Here is a 22,189-nt window from a genome sequence, read left to right on the forward strand (position 1 = left end):
GCTGCGGCGGGCGGCTGGTCAGCCGTCGCGGGAGGACAGCACGCAGAACTCGTTGCCCTCGGGGTCGGCCAGCACGGTCCAGGTGACGGACTCCTCCTGGCCCACGTCGACCCGGGTGGCCCCGAGCTCCTCGAGCCGGGCGATCTCGGCGTCGCGGTCCTGGCTGGTGTGCGGGGCCAGGTCGATGTGCAGCCGGTTCTTCACCTGCTTGCCCTCGGGCACCGGGACGAAGACCAGCCCCTGGCTGCGCCGTTCCCACGGGATCTCCTGCCAGGTGTCCTCGTCCAGCCAGCCGGGGACGAGGACCACCTCGTCGTCCGCCTCGTGCACCACCTGGTAGTCCAGCACCCGCGCCCACCAGCGCGCCTGCGCCCGCGGATCGTGACAATCGACGACGACCGTGTACCACTTGAGAGCCATGCACCTATCCTCAGGACTCGTGAGCACCGAGGAAACCCCCACCGACCGCCCTACCGGACAGCAGGTGTCCGCAACCTTCGACCCCGCCGCCTGGCAGGAGGTGCCCGGCTTCGAGTTCACCGACATCACCTACCACCGGGCGACCGGGGAGGGCGCCGGGTCGGGGGTGGTCCGGATCGCGTTCGACCGGCCTGAGGTGCGCAACGCCTTCCGCCCGCACACCGTCGACGAGCTCTACCGGGCCCTGGACCACGCCCGGATGAGCCCGGACGTGGGCGTCGTGCTGCTCACCGGCAACGGGCCGAGCACCAAGGACGGCGGCTGGGCGTTCTGCTCCGGCGGGGACCAGCGGATCCGGGGCCGCTCGGGTTATCAGTATGCCGAGGGAGAGACCGCGGACACCGTCGACCAGGCGCGGGTCAAGGCGGCCGGGGGCCGGTTGCACATCCTGGAGGTGCAGCGCCTGATCCGGACCATGCCCAAGGTCGTCATCGCCGTCGTCAACGGGTGGGCCGCCGGGGGCGGGCACTCCCTGCACGTGGTGTGCGACCTGACCATCGCCTCCCGCGAGCACGCCCGATTCAAGCAGACCGACGCCGACGTGGGCAGTTTCGACGCCGGATACGGCTCTGCCTACCTGGCCCGGATGGTCGGGCAGAAGTTCGCCCGCGAGATCTTCTTCCTGGGCCGCACCTACGACGCCGAGGCGATGCACCGGATGGGCGCGGTGAACCTGGTGTTCGACCACGCCGACCTGGAGCGCGAGTCCCTGGCGGTGGCCCGGGAGATCCTCGGCAAGTCCCCCACCGCCCAGCGGATGCTGAAGTTCGCCTTCAACCTGGTCGACGACGGGATGATGGGTCAGCAGGTGTTCGCCGGTGAGGCGACCCGGTTGGGCTACATGACCGACGAGGCCGTGGAAGGCCGCGATTCTTTCCTGGAGAAGCGCACCCCCGACTGGTCCGGCTTTCCCTGGTATTTCTGATCCCGCCACCCTCGGGTGAGACGGACATCACAGGAATCTGCGGGATCCGATCGACGATTACGCACGTCAGAGGGTCGTTCGTCGATTTTAGGGCGAGCACCTGCCCATGAAACAATGGGCTGACCGAGATTACCCATGTTTGGGGGAAGGAAATCACAATGCGACGCGCACTTGTTAGCGCCCTGGCCGTTCCCGTCCTGCTGCTCTCCGCCTGTGGCAGCGACGACGACGGCGCGGAGGTCGTGGAGCCCAACGGCCAGACCACCGAAGAGACCACCGACGACGCCGCCGAGGAGACCGACGACACCGCCGTCGAGGAGACCGACGACGACGCGGCCGAAGAGACCGACGACACCGTGCTGGGTGGCGGCGACGACGCCGAGGCCACCGAGGACGAGGGTGTCGAGGACGGCATCGGCGCGACCCAGGACGACGAGGCCGAGGACACCGACGGTGACGACTCCGCCGCCGGCGAGTCGGCCTCCGGTGACGAGCAGGCCGCTGCCGACCGCACCAAGGAGTGGTTCGTGGCGTTCGTCAGCGGTGACGAGGCCGTCTGCGACATGATGCTGGACTTCGTCGGCGACCCGACTGTCCCGATGAAGGACTCCGAGAACTACGACCTCTGCAGGAACATGATCCCGGGCATGGTGGGCGACATATTCGCGGACAGCCCTGAGATCGTGGGCGTCATCGAGTCGATGGAGATCAACGGCGCGACCGTCGAGGGCGACACCGCAACCATCACCCAGGAGCATTTCTCCGATATGTTCGGAGAAGCATTTGGCGACACCGAGATCAAGCTGAAGAACATCGACGGTGAGTGGTACGTCGACATGAACAGCCTCTCCGGCATGTGATCGAGTCAGCACGCTGAACGCCGCGGCGCCGGATCCCCTCGGGGGTCCGGCGCCGCTGCCGTTCCCGGACACCTACGCTGACGGGGTGGACCTGCCCGCCCCGCTCGCCGTCGGCCCCGGCATCCCCCTCGGGCCGGTGCTCACCGCGATCTCCGAACGCCTGACGACGGGCGGCCCGCCCCTGCTCCCCCGACCCGTGGGGACGGAGCCCCCGGAGCAGCTCACCCCCGCTGAACGGACGGATCCCCTCCTGGCCGGTGCCGCGGCCGTGCTGGCCACCTCCGGCTCCAGCGGCACGCCGCGGCGCGTCGCCCTCCCCGCCGCGTCGTTGCGGGCCTCGGGCTCGGCGACGGCGCAGCGGCTCGGGGGCCCGGGGCAGTGGCTGCTGGCCCTGCCCGCCCACCACGTCGCCGGATTCCAGGTGCTGGCCCGCTCCGCCCAGGCCGGCACGGTGCCGGTCGTCCTGCCGCCCGGGCCGTTCACCGCCACGGCATTCTCGGCGGCGTCGGCGCGCCTCGACCCAGGCGTCCGCCACTACACCTCGCTGGTGCCCACCCAGCTCTCCCGGGTGCTGGAGGACCCGGGAGCCGCTGCGGCGCTGGCCTCCTTCGACGCCGTCCTGATCGGCGGGGCGGCCCTGCCCGACCCGACCCGGGAGGCCCTGACGGCCCACCGCGTGCCGGTCGTGACGACATACGGGATGACCGAGACCTGCGGCGGCTGCGTCTACGACGGCAGTCCACTGCCGGGCATGCGGGTGGCGCTGGAGGCCGACGGACGGATCCGGCTGGGCGGCGCCGCCGTCGCGGCCGGGTACCTCGGGATGCCGGAGCTCACCGCGCAACGCTTTGTCACCGACGAGGACGGGGTGCGCTGGTTCCGCACCGACGACCTGGGCGAGCTGGACCCGGCCACCGGGCGGCTGCGGGTGCTGGGGCGGATCGACGACGTGATCAACACCGGGGGCCTCAAGGTTGCGCCCGCCGACGTGGAGTCGGCGCTGCTGGGGCTGCCGGAGGTCCGGGCCGCCGTCGTCCTGGGGATCCCGGACCCGGAGTGGGGTCAGCGGGTCGCGGCCGCCGTGGTGCTGCGGGACGCACCCCCGGCCGGGGCAGCGGCCGACGCAGACCTGACCGCGGCTGTCCGCCAGGCGTTGCGGGGCCGTCTGCCGGGTCACGTCCTGCCCCGGCAGGTCGTCCGGGTCGGGGAGCTCCCGCTGCTGGCCTCCGGCAAGCCGGACCGGGTCGCCCTGCGTGCACTATTGGCCCGCGGAAGTGGCAGAATAGGAGGTCAACCCCGGTCCTGACATGGGATCCGGGACACCCGAGCGGAGGAGGTCCCCGTGCCCAGAGTCATCCTGGCCGTGCTGGTGCTGGCCTTCTCGATCTACACCGCGGTGGACGCGATCCAGACCGAGGACGACAAGATCCGCAACCTGCCCAAGGTCGTGTGGGTCGTGGTCTGCCTGTTCTTCCCGATCGCCGGCGGCCTGACCTGGTTCATCGCCGGACGCCCCCGCGAGTCGCTGCTGCGCCGGCAGCCGCCCCCCGGCCCCCGCGGGCCCGACGACGACCCCGACTTCCTGCGGGGGATCTGACCCGGTGGCCACACCTTCCCAGTGGGTCGCCGGTGCGCGCCCACGGACGCTGCCTGCCGCCGTCGCACCGGTCGCCGTCGGCACCGGCTCGGCACACGCCCTCGGCGACGCCGACGCCGCCCTGGCCGTGCTGGCCCTCATCGTCGCCCTCGCCCTCCAGGTCGGCGTGAACTACGCCAACGACTACTCCGACGGCGTCCGCGGCACCGACGAGGACCGGGTGGGCCCGCTGCGCCTCGTCGGGTCCCGGCTGGCCGACCCGGGCAGCGTCAAGGCCGCCGCGTTCGCCTGCTTCGGGCTGGCCGCGCTGGCCGGCCTGACCCTCGTCGCGCTGGCCGAGGCCTGGTGGTTCCTGCTGATCGGGGCGGTCGCGATCGTGGCCGCCTGGCAGTACACCGGGGGGCGCCGACCCTACGGGTACCGCGGCCTGGGCGAGGTCGCCGTCTTCGTCTTCTTCGGGCTGGTGGCCGTGCTGGGCACCACCTACACCCAGGTGCACACCCTGGACCTCGCCAGCTGGGCCGGCGCCTGCGGCGTCGGGTTCCTGGCCTGCGCGATCCTGGTCACCAACAACCTGCGCGACATCCCCGGGGACACCGACGCGGGCAAGCGGACCCTGGCGGTCCGGCTCGGCCCCGCCCGCACCCGCTGGTTGTATGCCGTGCTCGTGCTCGGTGCGTTCGTCGCCGCCGGGGTGGCCGCCCTGGCCCAGCCCTGGAGCCTGCTGGCGCTGGTGGCGCTCCCCGTGGCCTGGTCCCCGGTGCGCCGGGTGCTGGGCGGCGCCGACGGCCGCGACCTCATCCCGGTCCTCGGCCGGACCGGGGTGCTGCAGCTGGCCTACGCCGCCCTGCTCACCCTCGGGCTGGTGCTGTCCGCCTGACCCGGCTCACGGCGTACAGGCGCCCCTCCCCACGCTTGGGCACTCGCCCCTCCCCACCCGTGGAAACTTCTGGGGCCTATGACCCCCAAAAGTTTCCCCACCACCGTAGAACCCGCCACCCCTCACCACGCGTGGAAGCTCGCCCCTCCCCAAGTGTGGAAACTTTCGGGGCCTATGACCCCTAAGAGTTTCCCCACGAGCGCGAGAGCGACGCTACCGTCGGGGGCCGACTCCCCGGGCGTGTGGCCGGTGCTGCCCGCCTGACCCGGCCCACGGCATACGGGCCCCTCTCCCCACGTGTGGAAACTCTTCGGGCCTATGACCCCCCAAAAAGTTTCCCCACGAGCCCGGGAGCGGCGCTACCGTCGGGCGATGACGGCGGACCTTCCCGAGCTGCTCCTACCGGACGCCGCCGCGTGGCGCGAGGAACACCACGCCGACTCCCCCTGCGTGTGGCCGGTCCTGTCCGCCTGACCCGGCTCACGGCGTACCGGCACCCCTCCCCACGTGTGGAAACTCGCCTCTCACCATGTGTGGAAACTTTTCGGGCCCATGACCCCCAAAAGTTTCCCCACGAGCGCGGCAGCGGAGCTACCGTCGAGGGATGACGGCGGACCTGCCCGAGCTGCTCCTGCCAGACGCCGCCGCGTGGCGCGCCTGGCTCGAGGAACACCACGCCGACTCCCCGGGCGTGTGGCTGGTGCTGCACAAGAAGGGCGGCACGGTCACGTCGCTCACCTACGAGGACGCCCTCCTGGAGGCGCTGTGCTTCGGGTGGATCGACGGGCTGACCAAGCGCCGGGACGCGGGCAGCTACCAGCAGCGCACGACGCCCCGCCGCCCGCGCAGCACGTGGTCGCCCAGCAACGTGGAGCGGGTCGCCCGCCTGGAGGCCGAGGGCCGGATGCACGAGGCGGGGCGTGCGCAGGTGCGACGCGCCCAGGCTGACGGGCGCTGGCCACGGGTGTAGTTTCGGGTCATGCAGATTCCGGAGAAGCTCGAGGCGGCGCTGTCGGACCAGGTGACGATGGAGCTGGCCGCCGCCACCACCTACCTGCAGCTGGCGATCGAGCTGGAGAGCCTCGACCTGACCGGCATGGCGTCCTGGATGCGCGCCCAGTCCGAGGAGGAACGGGTCCACGCGGACAAGTTCATCGCGCACATGGTCGACCGGGGCTCGACGCCGAAGATCGGCACGATCGAGGGTCCCCAACTCGAGGTCTCGATAGCCGTGGACGCCTTCGAGGCGGCGCTGGCCCACGAGCAGCACGTCTCCGCCTCGATCCGCGACCTCTACCGGCTGGCCGAGTCCGAGGGCGACCTGGACTGCCGGCCGCTGCTGCACTGGTTCCTGGATGAGCAGCTCGAGGAAGAGGCCACGGTCGGCGAGATCGTGAACCGGCTCAAGCTGACCGGTGACGACGGCGGCGGGCTGCTGCGGATGGACGCCGAGCTCGGTGCCCGCAACCCGGCCGTCCAGGGCGACAACGAGTAGACCGCACCTCCGCGGGAGAGAGGAGCCTGTGCGATAGCCAGGGTCAGCGGTCGCCCTGGTCCCAGCCCTCGGCCTCGGCGTCCTCGTCGTCCTCGTCGGTGCGCTGCCCCGCGAGCTTCTGCTCCCGCTCGGCGCGCCGCCGGGCAACCTTCTCCTCCAGCTGCCGGGCCATCTCCTCGCGGGGGCGCGCCAGCAGGAAGAACGAGGTCACCATCGAGAACAGCGCCGCGAAGATCAGCGCCCAGATCTCGTGGACGCCCAGCCAGAGCAGACCGAGCAGGAAGACCGCAAAGATCAGCAGCCGCCAGATCGTGTACTGCACCATCAGCGAGCCCTCACAGCCCCGAGTAGGAGTGCAGCCCGACGAAGAAGGTATTGACCACGGTGTAGTTCAGGATGATGCAGGTGAAGCCGGCGACCGCCACCCAGGTCGCCCTGCGCGCGGTCCAGCCGGTGGTGGCGTGCGCGTGCAGGTATGCGGCATACACCACCCAGATCACGAAGGACCAGACCTCCTTGGCGTCCCAGCCCCAGTAGCGGCCCCAGGCGTGCTCGGCCCAGATGGCGCCGGCGATCACGGTGAAGGTCCACAAGGGGAAGCCCACGACGTGGATGCCGTAGGTCATCTGCTCCAGCTTCCTGGGCGTGGGCAGCGCCCCCAGCCACCGCCAGGCCGGGCGGCCGGTCCGCTCCGACTGCTCCTTGACCAGGAACAGGAGGGCGGTCAGGAAGCCGATCGCCAGCAGCCCGATGGTCAGGGTGGCGACGGTGACGTGCACGATGAGCCACAGTTTGCTGTTCAGCGAGGGCAGCAGGGCACCGGCGGGGGTGTACCAGTTCGCGACCGCGACGCCCAGGATGAGCAGCGACAGCCCGGTCACGAAGACCCCGAGCCAGAGCCGCTCCGAGCGCAGGCTCCACAGCGAGTAGAGGACGAGCAGGAAGGCCACGGCCATCAGCGCGAACTCGAACATGTTGCCCACCGGCGGGCGGCTCACCGCCAGCCCGCGCAGCCCGATCGAGACGATCAGGGCGAAGGTGGCCAACCAGGTCAGCTGCAACCCGATGACCCCCCAGCGACGGCTCGGCGGCTCGGCCACCTGAGGCCCGGCGGGCGGCTCGTCGGCGGCGTCGGTCCCGCCTGCCGCCCCGAGGGAGGCGTCGGCCGCGCCGGCCAGCGCCAGCTCACGCTGCTGGGAGACCCCGTGCCCCCGCGTCTGGACCGCCAGGTGCATCGCGAACGCCAGCATCGCCAGCGTCAGCACCGGGAGCGCCACGTAGAGCGCCATGTTGGCGGTGTCCGCCATCTGCTCGCTGGTCATGCCTTGTCCTCCGTCAGGGCCCGGGCCGCGGGGGTGCCCAGTGACTCGGTGATCCGTTCGTACAGCGCGTCGACGCCGTCCTGCAGGGCCGCGTCGGCCCCCTTGGCGAGACCGGCGACCTCCACCACAGTATGACCCTCGCGCCCCTCCGGGTCCGCCACCACCCGGACGAACAGCCGACGCCGGCGGACCAGGAGCATCGCCATCAGCGCCGCGAGCAGCACGATGGAGCTGACCAGCACCGGGATCCGGCCCGGGTCGTGCCGCACCGCCAGGCCGCCCCAGCGGACGACCTCGGACATCTCGATGCTGCCGCGGCCCCCGGGAAGGTCGACGGTCTCCCCGGGGGTGAGCAGCACCCGGGTGCGCTCGCCGTCGTCGTCGAAGACCTCGTCCATCGAGGCCACGTCGAGGGTGTAGACCGACTGGGCGCGACCCTCGGGGAACAGGTCGCCCTCGTAGACCCCGAGCACCAGCGCGGGCGCGGCGAGGTCAGGGAAGACCGAGATCGGGCCCAGCTCCTGGTCGAACTCCAGGGTCGGCAGGAAGAACCCGTAGAACCCGATGTTGGGCTCGGTGCCGGCCACCTTGATCGCCCCGGTCGAGGAGTAGTTGTCGTCCTGCGGCAGGAACGGCGTGGCCTGCTGGTACAGCACCTCGCCGTCGGGGTCGCGCACCGTGACGACCGGGGCATACCCGTTGCCCAGCAGGTAGATCGAGGTGCCGTCCAGGCCGAGCGGGTGGTTGACCGCCAGCACCCGCTCGGTGGTCTCCTCCCCGGGCGCCGGCGCCGTCGTGACCGTCCCGCTGAACTCCCGCGGGGCGCCCAGCTGCGCCTCGTTCTCGGCCTCGAAGTCCACCCGCAGCTCGTCCAGGGTGAGCACGAAGGGCTCGATGTCGTCCAGGTCCACCCAGGGGCCGACCTGGAGCGTGTCGTAGCGCCCGACCGTGCTAGTAAAGGTCTGACCCTCGGGCAGGATCACCTCCCCGCGCCAACCCAGCAGGTGCCCCATGGCGACGGAGACGATCACCGCCAGCAGCGAGACGTGGAAGAACAGGTTGCCGGTCTCCTTGAGGTAGCCCCCCTCGGCCGACACCTCCCCCGGGCGGTCGTCCTTGCGGATCCGGTAGCGCCGCGCGCGCAGCGCCATGCGGGCGGCGGCCAGCACCTCCTCCTCGGGGGCCTGCACGACCTCGGTGCGGTATGCCGGCAGTCGCCGCAGGTGGCGCGGTGCCCGTGGGGGTTGGGCCCGGAGGGCACGGATGTGCTGCCGGGTGCGGGGCAGGATGCAGCCGACCAGCGAGACCATGAGCAGCAGGTAGATCGCGGCGAACCACGGCGAGGCGAAGACGTCGAACATCCCGACCCGGTCCAGCCAGGGGCCGACCGTGGGGTTGTCCTCCAGGTACTCCCGGACCCGGACCGGGTCGATGCTGCGCTGTGGGTAGATGGATCCCGGGATGGCTGCGACCGCGAGCAGGAGCAGCAGCACCAGGGCGGTGCGCATGCTCGTGAGCTGGCGCCAGATGAAGCGCGCCCACCCGACGGCGCCGAGGGTGGGTTGCTGCACGGTGCGGTCGGCCATCAGAGCACCGTGGTGAACGAGGAGGTGAGCCGGGTCTGGATCCAGGCGGTGACCTGCTCCCAGACCCCGCTGATCATCAGCAGCCCGAGCACCACGAGCAGCGCGCCCCCGACGGCCTGGACGACCCGGTGCCGGTCCCGCAGCCAGCGGGAGACCCTGCTGACCCAGCCGAGCCCCGCCGCGATCAGCAGGAACGGCAGACCGAGGCCCACGCAATAGGCGGCCGAGAGGACCAGGCCGCGGCGGACGACCCCGTCGTCGTAGGGCGGCAGCGAGGCCGCCAGGGCCTGGATCGCGCCGAGGACCGGGCCGGTGCAGGCGCTGAAGCCCAGGCCGAAGACCACGCCCAGCAGCGGGGCGCCGGCCAACCCGGCGGCCGGCCGCCAGCGGGGCTGCCAGCTCGCGGTCGGCGCCCACACCATCACCACGCCCAGCGCCAGGACCAGGACGCCACCGATCCGCAGCAGCAGGTCCTGGCGTTGTTGCAGCGCGAGGCCCAGGCTGGAGACCGCGACCCCCATCACGATGAACACGGCGCTGAAGCCGAGCACGAACAGCGCCGCCCCGGCCAGCAACCGGCCGCGACCGCGCGAGCTGCCGCCGGCCGCCGGCTCCGGAGACATCCCGGTGATGTAACCCAGGAACCCCGGCACCAGCGGGAGCACGCACGGGGAGGCGAAGGAGACCACCCCGGCCAGGGCGGCCAGGCCGAGGGCCAGCAGCAGCGGGCCCGAGACGACGACCTCACTCACTCTGCGAGCACGTCCTCGACCATGCCGACCAGCGTCGTCTCGTCGACCTGACCGGCGACCCGGGCGGCGACCAGCCCGTCCCGGTCGAGCACCATCGTGGTCGGCCGGGGGTTGGCCCAGCCCTTCAGGGCGACCAGCGTCTGCCCCCCGTCGTCGGCCAGCGACGGGTAGCCGATGCCCTGGACCTTCTCGAACGACTTGGCCGCGTCGAGGCCGTCGCGGTCGTTGACCCCGATGAACTGGACCGGGTCGCCGGCCTCCTGGAAGTGCTCGTAGGCGGCCTGCAGGTCCGGCGCCTCGGCCTTGCACGGGCCGCACCAGGAGCCCCAGACGTTGATCACCACCACCTCGCCGAGGTGGTCCGCGGACGACCAGTCCTGCCCCTGCAGGGTGGTGCCGGACAGGTCGATCCGGACCTCCCGGTCCCCGACCGCCACCTGTTGCAGGGTGCCGTCACCGGCGATGTAGCCCTTCTGGTCACCGGCCCGTGCCTGCTCGGCGATGGTCCCCTCGTCCGAACAGCCCGCGACCCCCAGCAACGCCACCACCGACAGCGCTCCCGCCCACCGCCCCGCGGCCCCCACCCCGGTGCGCCGGATCCGTGGCCTCATGCCCCGGCGCCCGGACGGGCACGCGCGACAAGGTCGACCGCCGGCTCGGAGTAGCTGAGGCTGACCGGGTCGTCGCCCTCGTAGGTCAGCGTGGTGAGGGAGGCCAGGGCGCACTCCCGGTTGCGGGGGTCGTGCCACAGGCGCTTGCCCTCGATGGTGCGCCGCAGGGTCCAGATCGGCAGCTGGTGGGAGACGATCAGCGCCTCGTGGCCGCGTGCCGCGCGGCGGGCCGTGTCGACCGCGGCCAGCATCCGGACCGAGATCTCCTTGTACGGCTCGCCCCAGGACGGCTCCAGCGGGTTGCGCAGGTAGGGCCAGTGCCGGGGGTTGCTCAGCTTGCCCTCGCCCTGGCCGAAGGTCATCCCCTCGAAGTGGTTGGCCGCCTCGATGACCCGCTCGTCCACCTCCGGCTCCAACCCCAGCGCCTCGGCGCTCGGGGCCGCCGTCTCCTGGGCCCGCTGCAGCGGCGAGGAGACCAGGTGCACGATGTCGCGGCCGGTCAGGTGCTCGGCGACCCGCTCGGCCATCTGCCGGCCGAGGTCGGACAGGCGGAACCCCGGCAGGCGCCCGTAGAGGACGCCACCGGGGTTGTGCACCTCGCCGTGGCGCAGCAGGTGCACGACGGTGCGCGTCGATCCGGTCGTCGTCATGGCCCGATTGTCCCCCATCAGTCTGAGGGCGGGGTGAGCATGTCCTCGACCGCGCCCGGCAGCGCCGCCAGCACGTGGTCGACGGCCTCGTCATCGTGCGCCCCGCTGACGAACCAGGTCTCGAAACAGCTCGGCGGCAGGTGCACCCCGCGGCGCAGCATGCCGTGGAAGAACCGGCCGAACGCCGCGGTGTCCTGCGCCCGGGCGTCGTCGTAGTCCCGCACCTGCCCGTCCCGGAAGAAGACGCTGAACATGGTGCCTGCCCACTGGATCCGGTGGGGCACCCCGGCCGCAGCGAAGGCCTGCGCCACCCCGTCGGCGATCGCCCGCGCCGCGGTCCCGACGCGGTCGTACAGCTCGGGGGTGCACCCGCGCAGGGTGGCCAGCCCGGCGGCCGTGGCCACCGGGTTCCCGGACAGCGTCCCCGCCTGGTAGACCGGCCCCTCCGGCGCCAGGTGCGCCATCACGTCGGCGCGTCCGCCAAAGGCAGCGGCCGGGAATCCCCCGCCCATCACCTTGCCGAAGGTGAACAGGTCCGGCGCCCCCTCGGCATACGGACCCTCGAGACCGAACCACCCGCCGGCCGACGCCCGGAACCCCGTCATCACCTCGTCGGAGATGAGCAGCGCACCGTGCGCGCGGGTGACCCGGAGCAGTGCCTGGGTGAAACCCGGATCCGGCGGCACGATGCCCATGTTCCCGGCCGCCGCCTCGGTGATCACGGCCGCGATCTGGTCCCCGCGCTCGGCGAAGGCGGCCTCCAGAGCGGGCACGTCGTTGTAGGGCAGCACCAGGGTCTCCCCCGCGCTGCTCGGCGGGACGCCGGGCGAGTCCGGCAGCGCGAAGGTGGCCAGCCCCGAGCCGGCCGAGGCCAGCAGCGCATCGACGTGCCCGTGGTAGCACCCGGCGAACTTCACCACGACCGAGCGGCCGGTGAACCCCCGGGCGAGCCGCAGCGCGCTCATCGTCGCCTCGGTGCCCGAGCTGACCAGACGGACCTGTTCGACAGGGTCGACGCGGGCCACGATCTCCTCGGCGAGCGCGACCTCGTTCTCGCTGGGGGTGCCGAAGCTGAAGCCGCGGGCGGCGGCCTGGGTGACCGCCGCGAGGACGTCGGGGTGGGCGTGGCCCAGGATCATTGGCCCCCACGAGCAGACCAGGTCGACATAGCGGCGGCCGTCCAGGTCCTCCAGCCACGCGCCCCGGGCGGAGCGCATGAACCGCGGGGTGCCACCCACCGACCCGAAGGCGCGGACCGGGGAGTTCACCCCGCCCGGGGTCACCGCCCGGGCGCGGGCCATCGCCGCCGCGGAGGCGGGGGCGTCATCGGGGTATGCCGGGGTGCCGGCCTGTGGGGTGGGCCCGTCGGGGTCGCTGGGAGGGATCACCGACCCAGTGTCTCAAGCCGAGTCGCTGAGCCGGGCGGCGGCGTGGGTGCGGACCGGGTTCTGCGCGGCATCGGTGAGGCCGGCCACGTCGAGGGCGTCCACGACGACCTGCATCGCCTCGCCGAGGGCCGCGAACTGCTCCGGCTCCAGCAGGTCGACCAGGTTGGCCCGCACGCTCTCCACATGGATCCGCGACAGGTCGACCAGCGCCGCCCGACCGGACGCCGTGAGCGTCAGCTCGACCCCGCGACGGTCCTCGTGGCAGGTGCGCCGCTCGACCCAACCGCGGCTCTCCAGCCGGGTCGCGGTGTGGGTGAGTCGGCTGCGGGACTGCACCACCTGGTCGGCCAGCACCGACATCCGCAGCCGCCCCCCGGGGGCCTCGGAGAGCATCGAGATGATCTCGTACTCGGTCAGCCGGATCCCGTCCGTGGCCAGGGCCTGGTCCAACGCCTCGTTGAGCAGCCGCTGGCCCCGGAGGAAGGCGCGCCAACTCCGTTGTTCGTCCTCGGAGAGCCAGCGGCCCTCCTGGTCGGCGGCTCGAGCCATCTCCATCAACCTCTTTCGACACGGGAGGCGGGACGGCGCCCACCACCCCGTGATTCTACCGAGCGGCGTTCGCTCCGCACGTTTTATTGAATACTTAACTATACCCCTTCGACTGGTAGCACGCTCGGGGCACTGGTGGAACGGTCGAACGTGCTACCAGTGCCCCGAGCGTTCTCCCAGTGATGGGCGGGCCGCGATCGGGCCGCTACCCTGGAAACCCGCACCGCCACACCACGCATCGAGGAACCCATGGGCCTGCGACACCTGGCCACCGGCAACTGGACCGTGGACCCGGCCCACAGCGAGGTCGGGTTCACGGCGCGGCACGTGATGGTGTCCAAGGTCCGCGGGACATTCCGGGAGTTCACCGCCCGCGTGGAGATCGCCGCACCGTTCGAGGACTCCACGGTGACCGCCGAGGTCAACCTCGCCTCGGTCGACACCCGCAACACCGACCGGGACACGCACCTGCGCTCCGGGGACTTCTTTGACACCGAGGTCTTCCCGGCGATGACCTTCCGGTCCCGCGAGGTCTCCGACACCTCGATGACCGGGGACCTGACGATCAAGGACATCACCCGACCGATCACCTTCGACCTGGAGTTCATCGGCACCTCGGAGGACCCGTGGGGCGGCTTCCGGGCGGGCGTCGAGGCCTCGGCGGAGATCAACCGGAAGGACTGGGGCCTGACCTGGAACGTGGCCGTGGAGTCCGGCGGCGTCCTCGTCTCGGAGCGGATCCAGATCCACCTGGACGTGGAACTGATCCAGCCGACAGGCTAATCTCCTCTCACACCTGTCGATCGGTCTGGCCCCCAGGACCGGTCGACCTCCCCGGCCCCGCCGTGACGCGCCCCCTGTTCCCGTCACGGTGGGGCCGTTCATCTGCAGCCCGGGACCGCCAGGTCACGCGTCCGGTGGGGTGCGGGGGCCGCCCGACCAGACGTCCGGTGGGGTGTGGAGGCCGCCAGGTCGCACGTCCGGTCGGTGGGGGGCCGCCGGTCGGTGGGGGTCGCCGGTCGGTCAGTGGGGGGACAGCAGGTGGGCGGCGTGCTCGGCGTAGTAGGTCAGGACGATCTGCGCGCCGGCGCGGCGGATCGAGGTCAGGGTCTCCAGCACCATCCGGTCCCGGTCGATCCAGCCGTGGGCGGCGGCGGCCTCGATCTGGGCGTACTCCCCGGACACCTGGTAGGCGGCGACCGGCACGTCGGAGACCTCGGCGACCGAGCGCAGCACGTCGAGGTAGGGCAGCGCGGGCTTGACCATCACCAGGTCCGCCCCCTCGGCCAGGTCCAGGCGCAGCTCGCGCAACGACTCGGTGAGGTTCGGCGGGTCCTGCTGGTAGGTGGCGCGGTCACCCTGCAGGGTCGAGCCGACCGCCTCACGGAACGGCCCGTAGGCCCCGGAGGCGTACTTGGCGGTGTAGGCCAGGATCGCGGTGTCCTGCAGTCCTGCCTCGTCCAGCGCCGCGCGGATCACCCCAACCTGGCCGTCCATCATCCCCGAGGGACTGACCACGTGGGCACCGGAGCGGGCCTGCACGACCGCCATCTCGGCATACCGCTCCAGCGTGGCGTCGTTGTCGACCCGGCCCTGCCCGTCGAGCACCCCGCAGTGGCCGTGGTCGGTGAACTCGTCCAGGCAGGTGTCGGCCATGAGCACGGTGTCGTCGCCGAGGTCCTGCCGGAGTGCGGCCAGCGCCCTGTTCAGCACCCCGTCCGGGTCGGTGCCTCCGGTGCCGGTGGCGTCCCGTCGCTCGGGGACCCCGAAGAGCATCAGGCCACCGACCCCGGCCCGCACCGCCGCGTCGGCGGCCGCCCGCAGCGAGTCGGTGGTGTGCTGCACGACCCCGGGCATCGACCCGATCGGCACGGGCTCGGTGATGCCCTCGCGGACGAACATCGGCAGCACCAACTCGGCCGGGTGGACCCTGGTCTGGGCCACCAGCCGGCGCATGGCCGGGGTGGTGCGGAGCCGGCGGGGACGTTCGGTCAGGGAGTGCCGGACGCTCACGCCCGTGCCTTGGCCCGGCGGGAGCCGGTGCGCCGCTGGCTGGGCCGGACGACCGGTTCACCGGCGGCCCGTGCCTCCTCGACGGTGTGCCGGGCAAACTCGGCGAGCGCGTCCACCAACCGTTCGGCACGTGCCTCGGGCGCGATCACGTCGACCCGCAGACCGTGCTCCTCGGCGGTCTTGGCGGTGGCCGGGCCGATGCAGGCGATCACCGAGTTGGCGTGCGGCTTGCCGGCGATGCCCACCAGGTTGCGGACGGTGGCCGAGGAGGTGAAGCAGACGGCGTCGAACTTGCCGGTCTTGATCGCCTCGCGCATCGGTGCGGGCGGCGGGGCCGAGCGGACGGTCCGGTATGCCGTGACGTCGTCGACCTCCCAACCCATCTCGCGCAGGCCGGCCACCAGGGTCTCGGTTGCGATGTCGGCGCGGGGCAGGAACACCCGGTCGATCGGGTCCAGCACGTCGTCGTAGGGAGGCCACTCGGCGAGCAGGCCGCGGGCGGACTCCTCACCGGTCGGCACCAGGTCGGGCTCCAGGCCCCAGTCGCGCAGCGAGTCGGCGGTGGCTCCCCCGACGGCCGCGATCTTCAGCCCGGCGAAGGCCCGGGCGTCCAGGCCGAGCTCGATGAACTTCTCCCGCACGGCCCGCACCGCGTTGACCGAGGTGAACCCGATCCACTCGTAGCGTCCGGTGACCAGGCCGTGGATCGCCCGGTCCATCTGCTGCGGGGTGCGCGGCGGCTCGACGCTGATCGTGGGGACCACCTCGGCGGTCGCGCCGTAGGAGGCGATCCGGTCGACCATCGGGCCCGCCTGGTCCTTGGTGCGCGGCACCAGGACGTTCCAGCCGAAGAGCGGCTTGGTCTCGTACCAGGACAGTTCCTCGCGCAGCGCCACGGACTGCCCGACGACGGCCACGCCGCCGTGCTCGAAGCCGGCCTCGGCGAGCTCGGCGATGGCCTCGTCCAGCTGGGTGACGGCGGTGCGCTGGGTGACCGTGGTGCCCCGCTCGGTGAGGCAGACCGGGGTCTGCCCGTCCCGACCGGCGGACAGCAGCGCGGTCAGCGCGCGGCGCAACTCGGTGGCGCTGCCGAGGACGACGACGGTGACCCCGTCGGCGACCGACAGGCTCCAGTCGGTATGCCGGTCGGCGCCGTCGACGATGTGCAGTGTCCCGCCGTCCTGCCCGGTCAGCGGGACCCCGGCATACGCGGGCACGGACCAGGCCGAGCTCACCCCGGGGACGATCTCGAAGGGGATGCTGGCCCGGCGGCAGGCCAGCGCCTCGGTCACCAGGCCGCTGAATGCGCTGGGGTCACCGTCCATCATCCGGACCACCAGGGCGCCGGGCTCGTGCAGCTTGCCGACCTCCTTGACCAGCATCTTGGCCCGGGAGGTGCGGGTCAGCGAGCCGCTGGTGCCGCGGCTGGCCGCCAGGACGGTCGCGTCGGGGCGGATGAAGCGGGCCAGCTGGTCGGCGTCGTGCAGCGTGTCGAGGAGCACCACGTCCGCCGCCTTGAGATAGTCCCTGGCTCGGACGGTGAGCAATCCCGGGTCGCCGGGTCCGGCGCCGACGAAGGCGACCCGTGCGGTCGCCGGGGAGACGGGGGAGAAAGCGGTCTGTGTGCTCACGTGTCACGCTCCGTGGTGTGGTTGCCGGCGTGGTCAGCGCCGGCGGTGGGGGCCCCCGCGGGGTCGGGGGTGCCCGTAGACGCCAGGTCGGCGAGGAACAGGTCGGCTAGCTGGTGCCCGAGCGACACCGGATCGGCGCCGCTCACTTCGTGCCGCGTCGCCCGACCCTGTAGGTCGGCGAACCCGGTCAACGTCATGGCCCCCCTGGGATCCCCTCCGGAGTCCGGTCCGGTCGCGCCCCCGAGGCGGGCCACCGCCCCCACCGGCGCCGTGCAGCCGGCCTCGAGCCGGGCCAGCAGGGCGCGCTCGGCCTCCACGCAGGCGCGGGTGTCCGGGTCGTCCAGCTCCGCGCACCAGGCGGTGACCGCCTCGTCGTCGTCCCGGCACTCCACGGCCAGGGCGCCCTGGCCGGGGGCCGGCAGCATCTGCACGAACGGGAGCACCTCGGTGGCCTCGTCGATCCGGCCGACCCGGGTCAGCCCGGCGGCGGCCAGCACGACGGCGTCGAGGGTGCCGGAGCGGACCTGGCCCACCCGGCTGTCGATGTTGCCGCGGATGTCGCGGATCTGCAGGTGGGGGGCGAAGACCGCCAGCTGGGCGGCGCGGCGCGGCGACCCGGTGCCCACGACCGCCCCCTCGGGCAGCCCGGCGAGGGTCAGCCCGTCCCGGGCCACGACGACGTCCCGCGGGTCCTCGCGCTCCGGTATCGCGGCCAGGACCAGGCCCGGCACGGGTGCCACGGGCAGGTCCTTCAGCGAGTGCACGGCCACGTCGATGCGGTCCTCCAGCAGGGCGGTGCGCAGCGCGCTGGCGAAGACACCGGTGCCCCCGATCTCGCGCAGCGAGGCGGTCGACTCGTCCCCCTCGGTCCGGACCGGCACCAGGTCGACCTGGTGGCCCCGGGCCCGCAACAGGTCCGCGACCCACCCGGCCTGGGTGGTGGCCAGCTCGCTGGCCCGGGTGCCCAGGCGCAGCCGGCGGGTCGCGGTGGCACCGGGCAGGCACTCCTGCTCGGCCTCGGTCAACGGCGGCGTGTGCCGCAGGGTCGGGGTCATACCAGGCCCCCCGTCTCCGGGGGCGTGGAGACCGCCGCCACGTCGTAGGGGTCCAGGTCGAACAGCTCGCGGAGCACGCTCGCGTAGTCACCCCGGCCGTCGGTGTCCGAGGCCAGGGCCTTCACCCGGACGGTGGGGGCGTGCAGCAGCTTGTCGACGACCCGCTGCACCGTGCGCTGGACCTCCTGGCGCTCCCGCTCGGGCAGGTCCGGGAGCCGCTGGTCGAGTCGCTGCAGCTCGGCGGCCACCACGTCCGCGGCGCGCGAGCGCAGCGCGGTGACGGTGGGCGCGACGGCCTGGGCACGGCGGGACACCAGGTAGGCGCCGACCTCACCGGTGACCAGCTGGCGCACCTCGGCCACCGCCGGGTCCACCTCGGCACCGGAGTCCTCGGCGCGTTCCTGCAGGTCCGCCAGGCTCCACAGGCCGACCCCGGGCAGGGCACCCACCCCGGGGGCGACGTCGCGGGGCATCGCCAGGTCCAGGATGGCCAGCGGGGTGTCCGCGCTCCCCCGCACCCGGCGCACGGCCGCCTCGTCGACCACGTGCTGCGTCGCGCCGGTGCAGGTGACGATCAGGTCGGCCCGGGCGCCGAGCTCGGGCAGCCGGGACCAGTCCTCGCTCCGGAAGCCGTACTGCGCGGCCAACCGGTCCGCCCGCTCCCGGGTGCGGTTGATCACGGTGACGTCGCTGATCCCGCTGCGGGACAGGGTGGCCGCGGCCAGGCCGGACATCGAGCCGGCACCGATCAGCACGGTGCGCGCACCGGCCAGGGACTCCAGGTGGCCGGCCGCACGCTCCAGCCCGAGCTCGACCAGGGACCGGCTCACCCGGTCGATGCTGGTCTCGGTGTGCGCCTGCTTGCCAACCCGGAGCGCGTGCTGGAACAGCGGGTTGAGCACGGTCCCGGCGGCGCCCTCGTGCTGCGCGGCGCGGAAGGCCGCGCGGACCTGGCCCAGGATCTGCCGCTCCCCCACGGCCATCGAGTCCAGCCCGGAGGCGACCGAGAAGAGGTGGTGGACCGCACGGTCCTCGTAGTGCACGTACAGGTGCGGCGACAGCTCGTCCAGGGCGACCCCGGACAGGTGGGACAGCGCCTGGCCGACCTCCTGCAGGGCACCGTGGAAGGTGGCGGCGTCGACATACACCTCGGTGCGGTTGCAGGTGGCCAGCACGACCGCCTCACCCACGTCCTCCCCGGCGCGGACGGCGGCGGTCAGCGCGGCGGCGCCGGCATCGCCCGGCGAGGCCTGCTCGACCAGGTCCATCGGGGCGCTGCGGTGCGAGAGACCGACCACGAGCAGACTCATCCGACTCCCTCCGTCGTGCGCGCGGGCGCGGGCGTGTCCGTGACGACCTGGTCCGCCAGTGCGCGGCGCTGTTCGTGGAAGGCCAGGATCTGCAGCTCGGTGGCCAGGTCGACGTGGCGCACATCGACCCCCTCCGGGACGGTCACCAGGCAGGGCGCGAAGTTCAGCACCGAGCGGACACCCATGGCGACCAGCTCGTCGGCCACGGCCTGGGCGGCCTCGGCGGGCGTGGTGATCACCCCGATGGCGATCGACTCGCCGCTGGCCACAAGGTCGGACAGGGTGCGCACGGTCAGGCCCTCCACCTGCTCCCCGACGACCGACTCGTCCTGGTCGGCGAGCGCCACGATCCGGAAGCCGCGGGAGGTGAAGCCGCGGTAGCCGGCCAGCGCCCGGCCGAGGTGACCGAGACCGACAATGACGACGGGCCAGTCCTGGGTGAGGCCGAGTTCGCGGGAGATCTGGGCGGACAGCTGGCCCACGTCGTAGCCGACCCCCCGCACGCCGTAGGAACCGAGGCGGGAGAGGTCCTTGCGCAGCTGGGCGGATCGGACCCCGGCCGCGTCGGCCAGCTCCTCGGAGGAGATGGAGGTGACGCCGCGCTCACCGAATTGGCCCAGGGCCCGCAGGTACCCCGGGAGCCGCCCCACCGTCGCCTCGGGCACACCGCGGGGGGCGGGCTCGGAGATCACGGTGGCACCGACTCCTCTCGGGTCCGGGCGCCTTATATCAGAGCCTCGGAAGGTCGTTCAGGTACCCCCTCACCTTATGTCCTTGTGAACGTTTGCACAAAGTCGATCAGCGGCGACCACGACGGCGACGGAGCGCCCGCTGGAGCACGTCGGGGGCGACCCGCCAGTAACTCAGTTCCCGTCCGTCGACGAAGAGGACCGGCACCTTCTCGGCATACCTCCCGGTCAGGTCGGGTCGGTCCGCCAACTGCACCCGGTGCCAGTCGACGCCGGCCCGCGCGCAGACGTCGGCGACCACGGCCTCCGCCTCCTCGCACAGGTGGCAGCCGTCCCGGCCCAGCAGGACCACCCCGGGGGGCAGCTCGGGGCCACGCGACCGGCGCCACGGCATACCCGGCACGTCCTCAGTAGAAGACCGAGGTGCGCTCGCGCAACAGCTCGAACAGGGTGTGCTGGATCGTCTCCCGGACCCGGTCGGTCAGCTCGTAGACCACGGCCGGGTCCTCGGCGGCACCCTCGCCGCGTCCCGAGGTGTCGATGGGGGCGCCGAACTCGATGTACCACTTGCTCGGCAGCGGGATCATCCCCAGCGGGCCCAACCACGGGAAGGTCGGGGTCAGCGGCAGGTAGGGCAGCCCCAGCACGCGCGCCACGGCCGCGGCGTTACCCAGCATCGGGTAGGTCTCCTCCGCGCCGACGATCGAGCACGGGATGATCGGCACCTCGCAGCGCAGCGCCGCGGCCACGAACCCGCCGCGGCCGAACCGCTGCAACCGGTAGCGGTCCTTGAACGGTTTGCCGACCCCCTTGAAGCCCTCCGGCCAGACGCCGACGACCTCGCCGGAGCGCAGCAACCGCTCGGCGTCGGCGTTGGTCGCCAGGGTGCTGCCCATCCGGCGGGCCACCGGGCCCATCACCGGGGTGCCGAAGACCAGGTCGGCGCCCAGCATCCGCAGGTTGCGCTGCCGGGGGTGGGTGTCGTGCACGGCCACCTGGGTCATCAGGGAGTCCAGCGCCACGGTGCCGCTGTGGTTGGCGACCACCAGGGCGCCCCCCTCGGCGGGGATGTTCTCCACGCCCCGCACCTCGACCCGGAACCAGGTCTTGTAGAGCGGGCGTAGCAGGGGCAGCACCACGTGGTCGGTGAAGTCGGCGTCGAAGCCGAACTCGTCGATCGAGTAGTCCCCGGTCAGTCGCCGCCGCAGGAAGGCCAGCGTGCCGGCGACGGCGCGGTCCAGGTCGGCCCCGGTCAACCCGGCGACGGCACCCGCGCCGCGCAACGCCTGGATGACCAGCATCACCAACCGTTCCAGGTCGGACTCGGCGGGCGTCGCGGACTGCGTCTCCTGCGTCACATCAGCTCCTGCTCGGCGTGCTGCTCGGGGCGGTCCCGGTCCCGCGTGGCGGACAGGAAGGACTCGTAGGCGCTGCGGGTGGTGTATGCCGGGGCGAACCCCAGCTCCGTTCGCATCCGGGTGGTGTCCACCACGCGGCCGAAGGCCAGGCCGTCCATCTGGTCGCTGGGCAGTGAGGCCCACCCTGCCTTGCGGACCGCCCAGTTCAACGCGCCCCGGGTCCCCGGCACGACCGGCATCCACGGCCGGCCGGTCATGGCCACCGCCTGGCTGGTGGCCAGCACCCCGTCGCCGGCCACGTTGCAGGTGCCGACGGCCGGGCCGACGGTGGCCCGCACCATCGCCGCGACGGCGTCGTCCTCGTGCAGGAACTGCAACCGGCCGTCCCGACCGAACGGGACCGGCAGCACGGGCATCGTGAAGTAGTCGGTCAGGACCGTCCGGATGCTGGGGCCGATCACGTTGGCCATCCGGAGCATGGTCACCTCGAGCTCCGGGCGCCGCCGGGAGAGCCCGCGCACGTAGCCCTCGACCTCCATCGAGTCGCGGGCGAAGCCCGAGCGCGGGATGACGCGGGCCGGCATCTCCTCGGTGAACACCGCCGGGTCCCGCGGGGAGGAGCCGTAGACCCCGGCCGTGGACTTCACCACGACCCGCTGGACCGACTCGGTTTTCTGGCAGGCGGCCAGCAGCTGCATCGTGCCGAGCACGTTGATGTCCTTTTGCACCACCCGTCCGCCGGCGTCCCGCGGCGTGGCGATGACCCCCATGTGCACGACCGTGTCGACCTGCGCCTGGGCCATCAGCCGGCCCACCAGCGGGCTGCGGATGTCGGTGCGCACGAACTCGCCGCGGCCGATGGGGTGGGCGGGCGCCACGAGGTCGACGCCGATCACCCGCTCGACGTCCGGGTCCTCGGACAGCCGACGGGTCACCCGCCCGGCCAACTCCCGGGCGACCCCGGTAACCATGACTATCCGGGCCATCGACCGTCCCCGTGCGACGCGACCGGCGAACTCATGAGGTGCAACCTACCTC

At 72.5% G+C, this 22,189-nt stretch carries 24 protein-coding genes and 1 pseudogene; 8 read left to right on the plus strand and 17 right to left on the minus strand.

Annotation, left to right across the window (positions count from 1 at the left end; all coding sequences use genetic code 11):
- Nucleotides 1-18: 18 nt before the first annotated feature.
- Nucleotides 19-420 carry a VOC family protein gene (locus FB467_RS16615; protein ID WP_141786086.1) on the minus strand — a complete coding sequence of 134 codons (402 nt, stop codon included), beginning with the start codon at nucleotides 418-420 and terminating at the stop codon, nucleotides 19-21.
- Nucleotides 421-439: 19 nt separating this feature from the next.
- On the opposite strand from FB467_RS16615, the gene FB467_RS16620 reads away from it, so the two are divergent.
- The 7 genes and pseudogenes from FB467_RS16620 (at nucleotide 440) to FB467_RS16650 (ending at nucleotide 6,237) form a co-directional block, all read left to right on the plus strand.
- A complete protein-coding gene (locus tag FB467_RS16620) occupies nucleotides 440-1,405 on the plus strand; it encodes a 1,4-dihydroxy-2-naphthoyl-CoA synthase (protein WP_228393292.1) in 966 nt (321 codons plus the stop codon).
- Nucleotides 1,406-1,563: 158 nt separating this feature from the next.
- Nucleotides 1,564-2,265, plus strand: coding sequence for a hypothetical protein (locus tag FB467_RS16625; protein ID WP_141786088.1), 702 nt, complete (start codon nucleotides 1,564-1,566; stop codon nucleotides 2,263-2,265).
- An 85-nt stretch (nucleotides 2,266-2,350) separates the two neighbouring features.
- Nucleotides 2,351-3,571, plus strand: a complete 1,221-nt coding sequence (gene menE, locus FB467_RS16630; RefSeq protein ID WP_141786089.1) for an o-succinylbenzoate--CoA ligase — start codon at nucleotides 2,351-2,353, stop codon at nucleotides 3,569-3,571.
- Nucleotides 3,572-3,607: 36 nt separating this feature from the next.
- On the plus strand, nucleotides 3,608-3,862 hold the full coding sequence (locus FB467_RS16635) for a PLD nuclease N-terminal domain-containing protein (RefSeq protein WP_141786090.1): 255 nt from the start codon (nucleotides 3,608-3,610) through the stop codon (nucleotides 3,860-3,862).
- 4 nt (nucleotides 3,863-3,866) lie between these two features.
- Nucleotides 3,867-4,742, plus strand: a complete 876-nt coding sequence (locus FB467_RS16640; RefSeq protein WP_141786091.1) for a 1,4-dihydroxy-2-naphthoate polyprenyltransferase — start codon at nucleotides 3,867-3,869, stop codon at nucleotides 4,740-4,742.
- A 604-nt stretch (nucleotides 4,743-5,346) separates the two neighbouring features.
- Nucleotides 5,347-5,700: pseudogene (locus FB467_RS16645) on the plus strand (YdeI/OmpD-associated family protein); the annotation flags it as partial.
- A gap of 21 nt (nucleotides 5,701-5,721) precedes the next feature.
- A complete protein-coding gene (locus FB467_RS16650; protein ID WP_141786092.1) occupies nucleotides 5,722-6,237 on the plus strand; it encodes a ferritin in 516 nt (171 codons plus the stop codon).
- Between the two features lie 43 nt (nucleotides 6,238-6,280).
- On the opposite strand, the gene FB467_RS16655 is transcribed toward FB467_RS16650, so the two are convergent.
- The 8 genes from FB467_RS16655 to FB467_RS16690 are packed head-to-tail and all read right to left on the minus strand — an operon-like array spanning nucleotide 6,281 to nucleotide 13,095.
- Nucleotides 6,281-6,562 carry a DUF4229 domain-containing protein gene (locus FB467_RS16655; protein ID WP_141786093.1) on the minus strand — a complete coding sequence of 94 codons (282 nt, stop codon included), beginning with the start codon at nucleotides 6,560-6,562 and terminating at the stop codon, nucleotides 6,281-6,283.
- A gap of 10 nt (nucleotides 6,563-6,572) precedes the next feature.
- Nucleotides 6,573-7,559, minus strand: a complete 987-nt coding sequence (ccsB, locus tag FB467_RS16660) for a c-type cytochrome biogenesis protein CcsB (RefSeq protein ID WP_141786094.1) — start codon at nucleotides 7,557-7,559, stop codon at nucleotides 6,573-6,575.
- The gene (gene resB / locus FB467_RS16665) at nucleotides 7,556-9,145 is read right to left on the minus strand and encodes a cytochrome c biogenesis protein ResB (protein ID WP_141786095.1); all 1,590 of its coding nucleotides are present in this window, start codon (nucleotides 9,143-9,145) and stop codon (nucleotides 7,556-7,558) included. Before resB ends, ccsB begins: the two co-directional genes overlap by 4 nt.
- Entirely contained in the window at nucleotides 9,145-9,897 is a 753-nt protein-coding gene (locus FB467_RS16670; protein ID WP_141786096.1) for a cytochrome c biogenesis CcdA family protein, read from the minus strand. Before FB467_RS16670 ends, resB begins: the two co-directional genes overlap by 1 nt.
- Nucleotides 9,894-10,508 (minus strand): TlpA family protein disulfide reductase, encoded by a 615-nt coding sequence (locus FB467_RS16675; protein ID WP_141786097.1) that lies wholly within the window; start codon nucleotides 10,506-10,508, stop codon nucleotides 9,894-9,896. The genes FB467_RS16670 and FB467_RS16675 overlap by 4 nt, the downstream gene beginning before the upstream one ends.
- Complete coding sequence (locus tag FB467_RS16680; protein WP_141786098.1) at nucleotides 10,505-11,158, minus strand: histidine phosphatase family protein; 654 nt, start codon at nucleotides 11,156-11,158, stop codon at nucleotides 10,505-10,507. Before FB467_RS16680 ends, FB467_RS16675 begins: the two co-directional genes overlap by 4 nt.
- 17 nt (nucleotides 11,159-11,175) lie before the next feature.
- Entirely contained in the window at nucleotides 11,176-12,543 is a 1,368-nt protein-coding gene (gene hemL / locus FB467_RS16685) for a glutamate-1-semialdehyde 2,1-aminomutase (protein ID WP_267128617.1), read from the minus strand.
- Nucleotides 12,544-12,558: 15 nt separating this feature from the next.
- A complete protein-coding gene (locus FB467_RS16690) occupies nucleotides 12,559-13,095 on the minus strand; it encodes a MarR family winged helix-turn-helix transcriptional regulator (protein ID WP_141786099.1) in 537 nt (178 codons plus the stop codon).
- Nucleotides 13,096-13,344: 249 nt separating this feature from the next.
- Here FB467_RS16690 and FB467_RS16695 point away from each other — a divergent pair, with 249 nt between their 5' ends.
- The gene (locus FB467_RS16695; protein WP_141786100.1) at nucleotides 13,345-13,878 is read left to right on the plus strand and encodes a YceI family protein; all 534 of its coding nucleotides are present in this window, start codon (nucleotides 13,345-13,347) and stop codon (nucleotides 13,876-13,878) included.
- A gap of 240 nt (nucleotides 13,879-14,118) precedes the next feature.
- Here FB467_RS16695 and hemB read toward each other — a convergent pair whose 3' ends face one another.
- From hemB to FB467_RS16735, 8 genes are all read right to left on the minus strand, one after another.
- The gene (hemB, locus tag FB467_RS16700; protein WP_228393291.1) at nucleotides 14,119-15,108 is read right to left on the minus strand and encodes a porphobilinogen synthase; all 990 of its coding nucleotides are present in this window, start codon (nucleotides 15,106-15,108) and stop codon (nucleotides 14,119-14,121) included.
- Nucleotides 15,105-16,739, minus strand: a complete 1,635-nt coding sequence (locus FB467_RS16705; protein ID WP_141786101.1) for a bifunctional uroporphyrinogen-III C-methyltransferase/uroporphyrinogen-III synthase — start codon at nucleotides 16,737-16,739, stop codon at nucleotides 15,105-15,107. Before FB467_RS16705 ends, hemB begins: the two co-directional genes overlap by 4 nt.
- Nucleotides 16,736-17,794, minus strand: coding sequence for a hydroxymethylbilane synthase (hemC, locus tag FB467_RS16710; protein ID WP_141786102.1), 1,059 nt, complete (start codon nucleotides 17,792-17,794; stop codon nucleotides 16,736-16,738). The genes FB467_RS16705 and hemC overlap by 4 nt, the downstream gene beginning before the upstream one ends.
- A complete protein-coding gene (locus tag FB467_RS16715) occupies nucleotides 17,791-19,104 on the minus strand; it encodes a glutamyl-tRNA reductase (RefSeq protein ID WP_141786103.1) in 1,314 nt (437 codons plus the stop codon). The genes hemC and FB467_RS16715 overlap by 4 nt, the downstream gene beginning before the upstream one ends.
- Nucleotides 19,101-19,796 (minus strand): redox-sensing transcriptional repressor Rex, encoded by a 696-nt coding sequence (locus FB467_RS16720; RefSeq protein ID WP_211350633.1) that lies wholly within the window; start codon nucleotides 19,794-19,796, stop codon nucleotides 19,101-19,103. Before FB467_RS16720 ends, FB467_RS16715 begins: the two co-directional genes overlap by 4 nt.
- Before the next feature lie 106 nt (nucleotides 19,797-19,902).
- The gene (locus FB467_RS16725; RefSeq protein WP_170230809.1) at nucleotides 19,903-20,187 is read right to left on the minus strand and encodes a glutaredoxin family protein; all 285 of its coding nucleotides are present in this window, start codon (nucleotides 20,185-20,187) and stop codon (nucleotides 19,903-19,905) included.
- A gap of 13 nt (nucleotides 20,188-20,200) precedes the next feature.
- Nucleotides 20,201-21,151, minus strand: coding sequence for a lysophospholipid acyltransferase family protein (locus tag FB467_RS16730; RefSeq protein ID WP_228393290.1), 951 nt, complete (start codon nucleotides 21,149-21,151; stop codon nucleotides 20,201-20,203).
- Nucleotides 21,148-22,137, minus strand: coding sequence for an NAD-dependent epimerase/dehydratase family protein (locus FB467_RS16735; RefSeq protein WP_141786104.1), 990 nt, complete (start codon nucleotides 22,135-22,137; stop codon nucleotides 21,148-21,150). The genes FB467_RS16730 and FB467_RS16735 overlap by 4 nt, the downstream gene beginning before the upstream one ends.
- Nucleotides 22,138-22,189 lie beyond the last annotated feature (52 nt).

This window comes from Ornithinicoccus hortensis (assembly GCF_006716185.1).
In the GTDB taxonomy this organism is placed as follows: domain Bacteria; phylum Actinomycetota; class Actinomycetes; order Actinomycetales; family Dermatophilaceae; genus Ornithinicoccus; species Ornithinicoccus hortensis.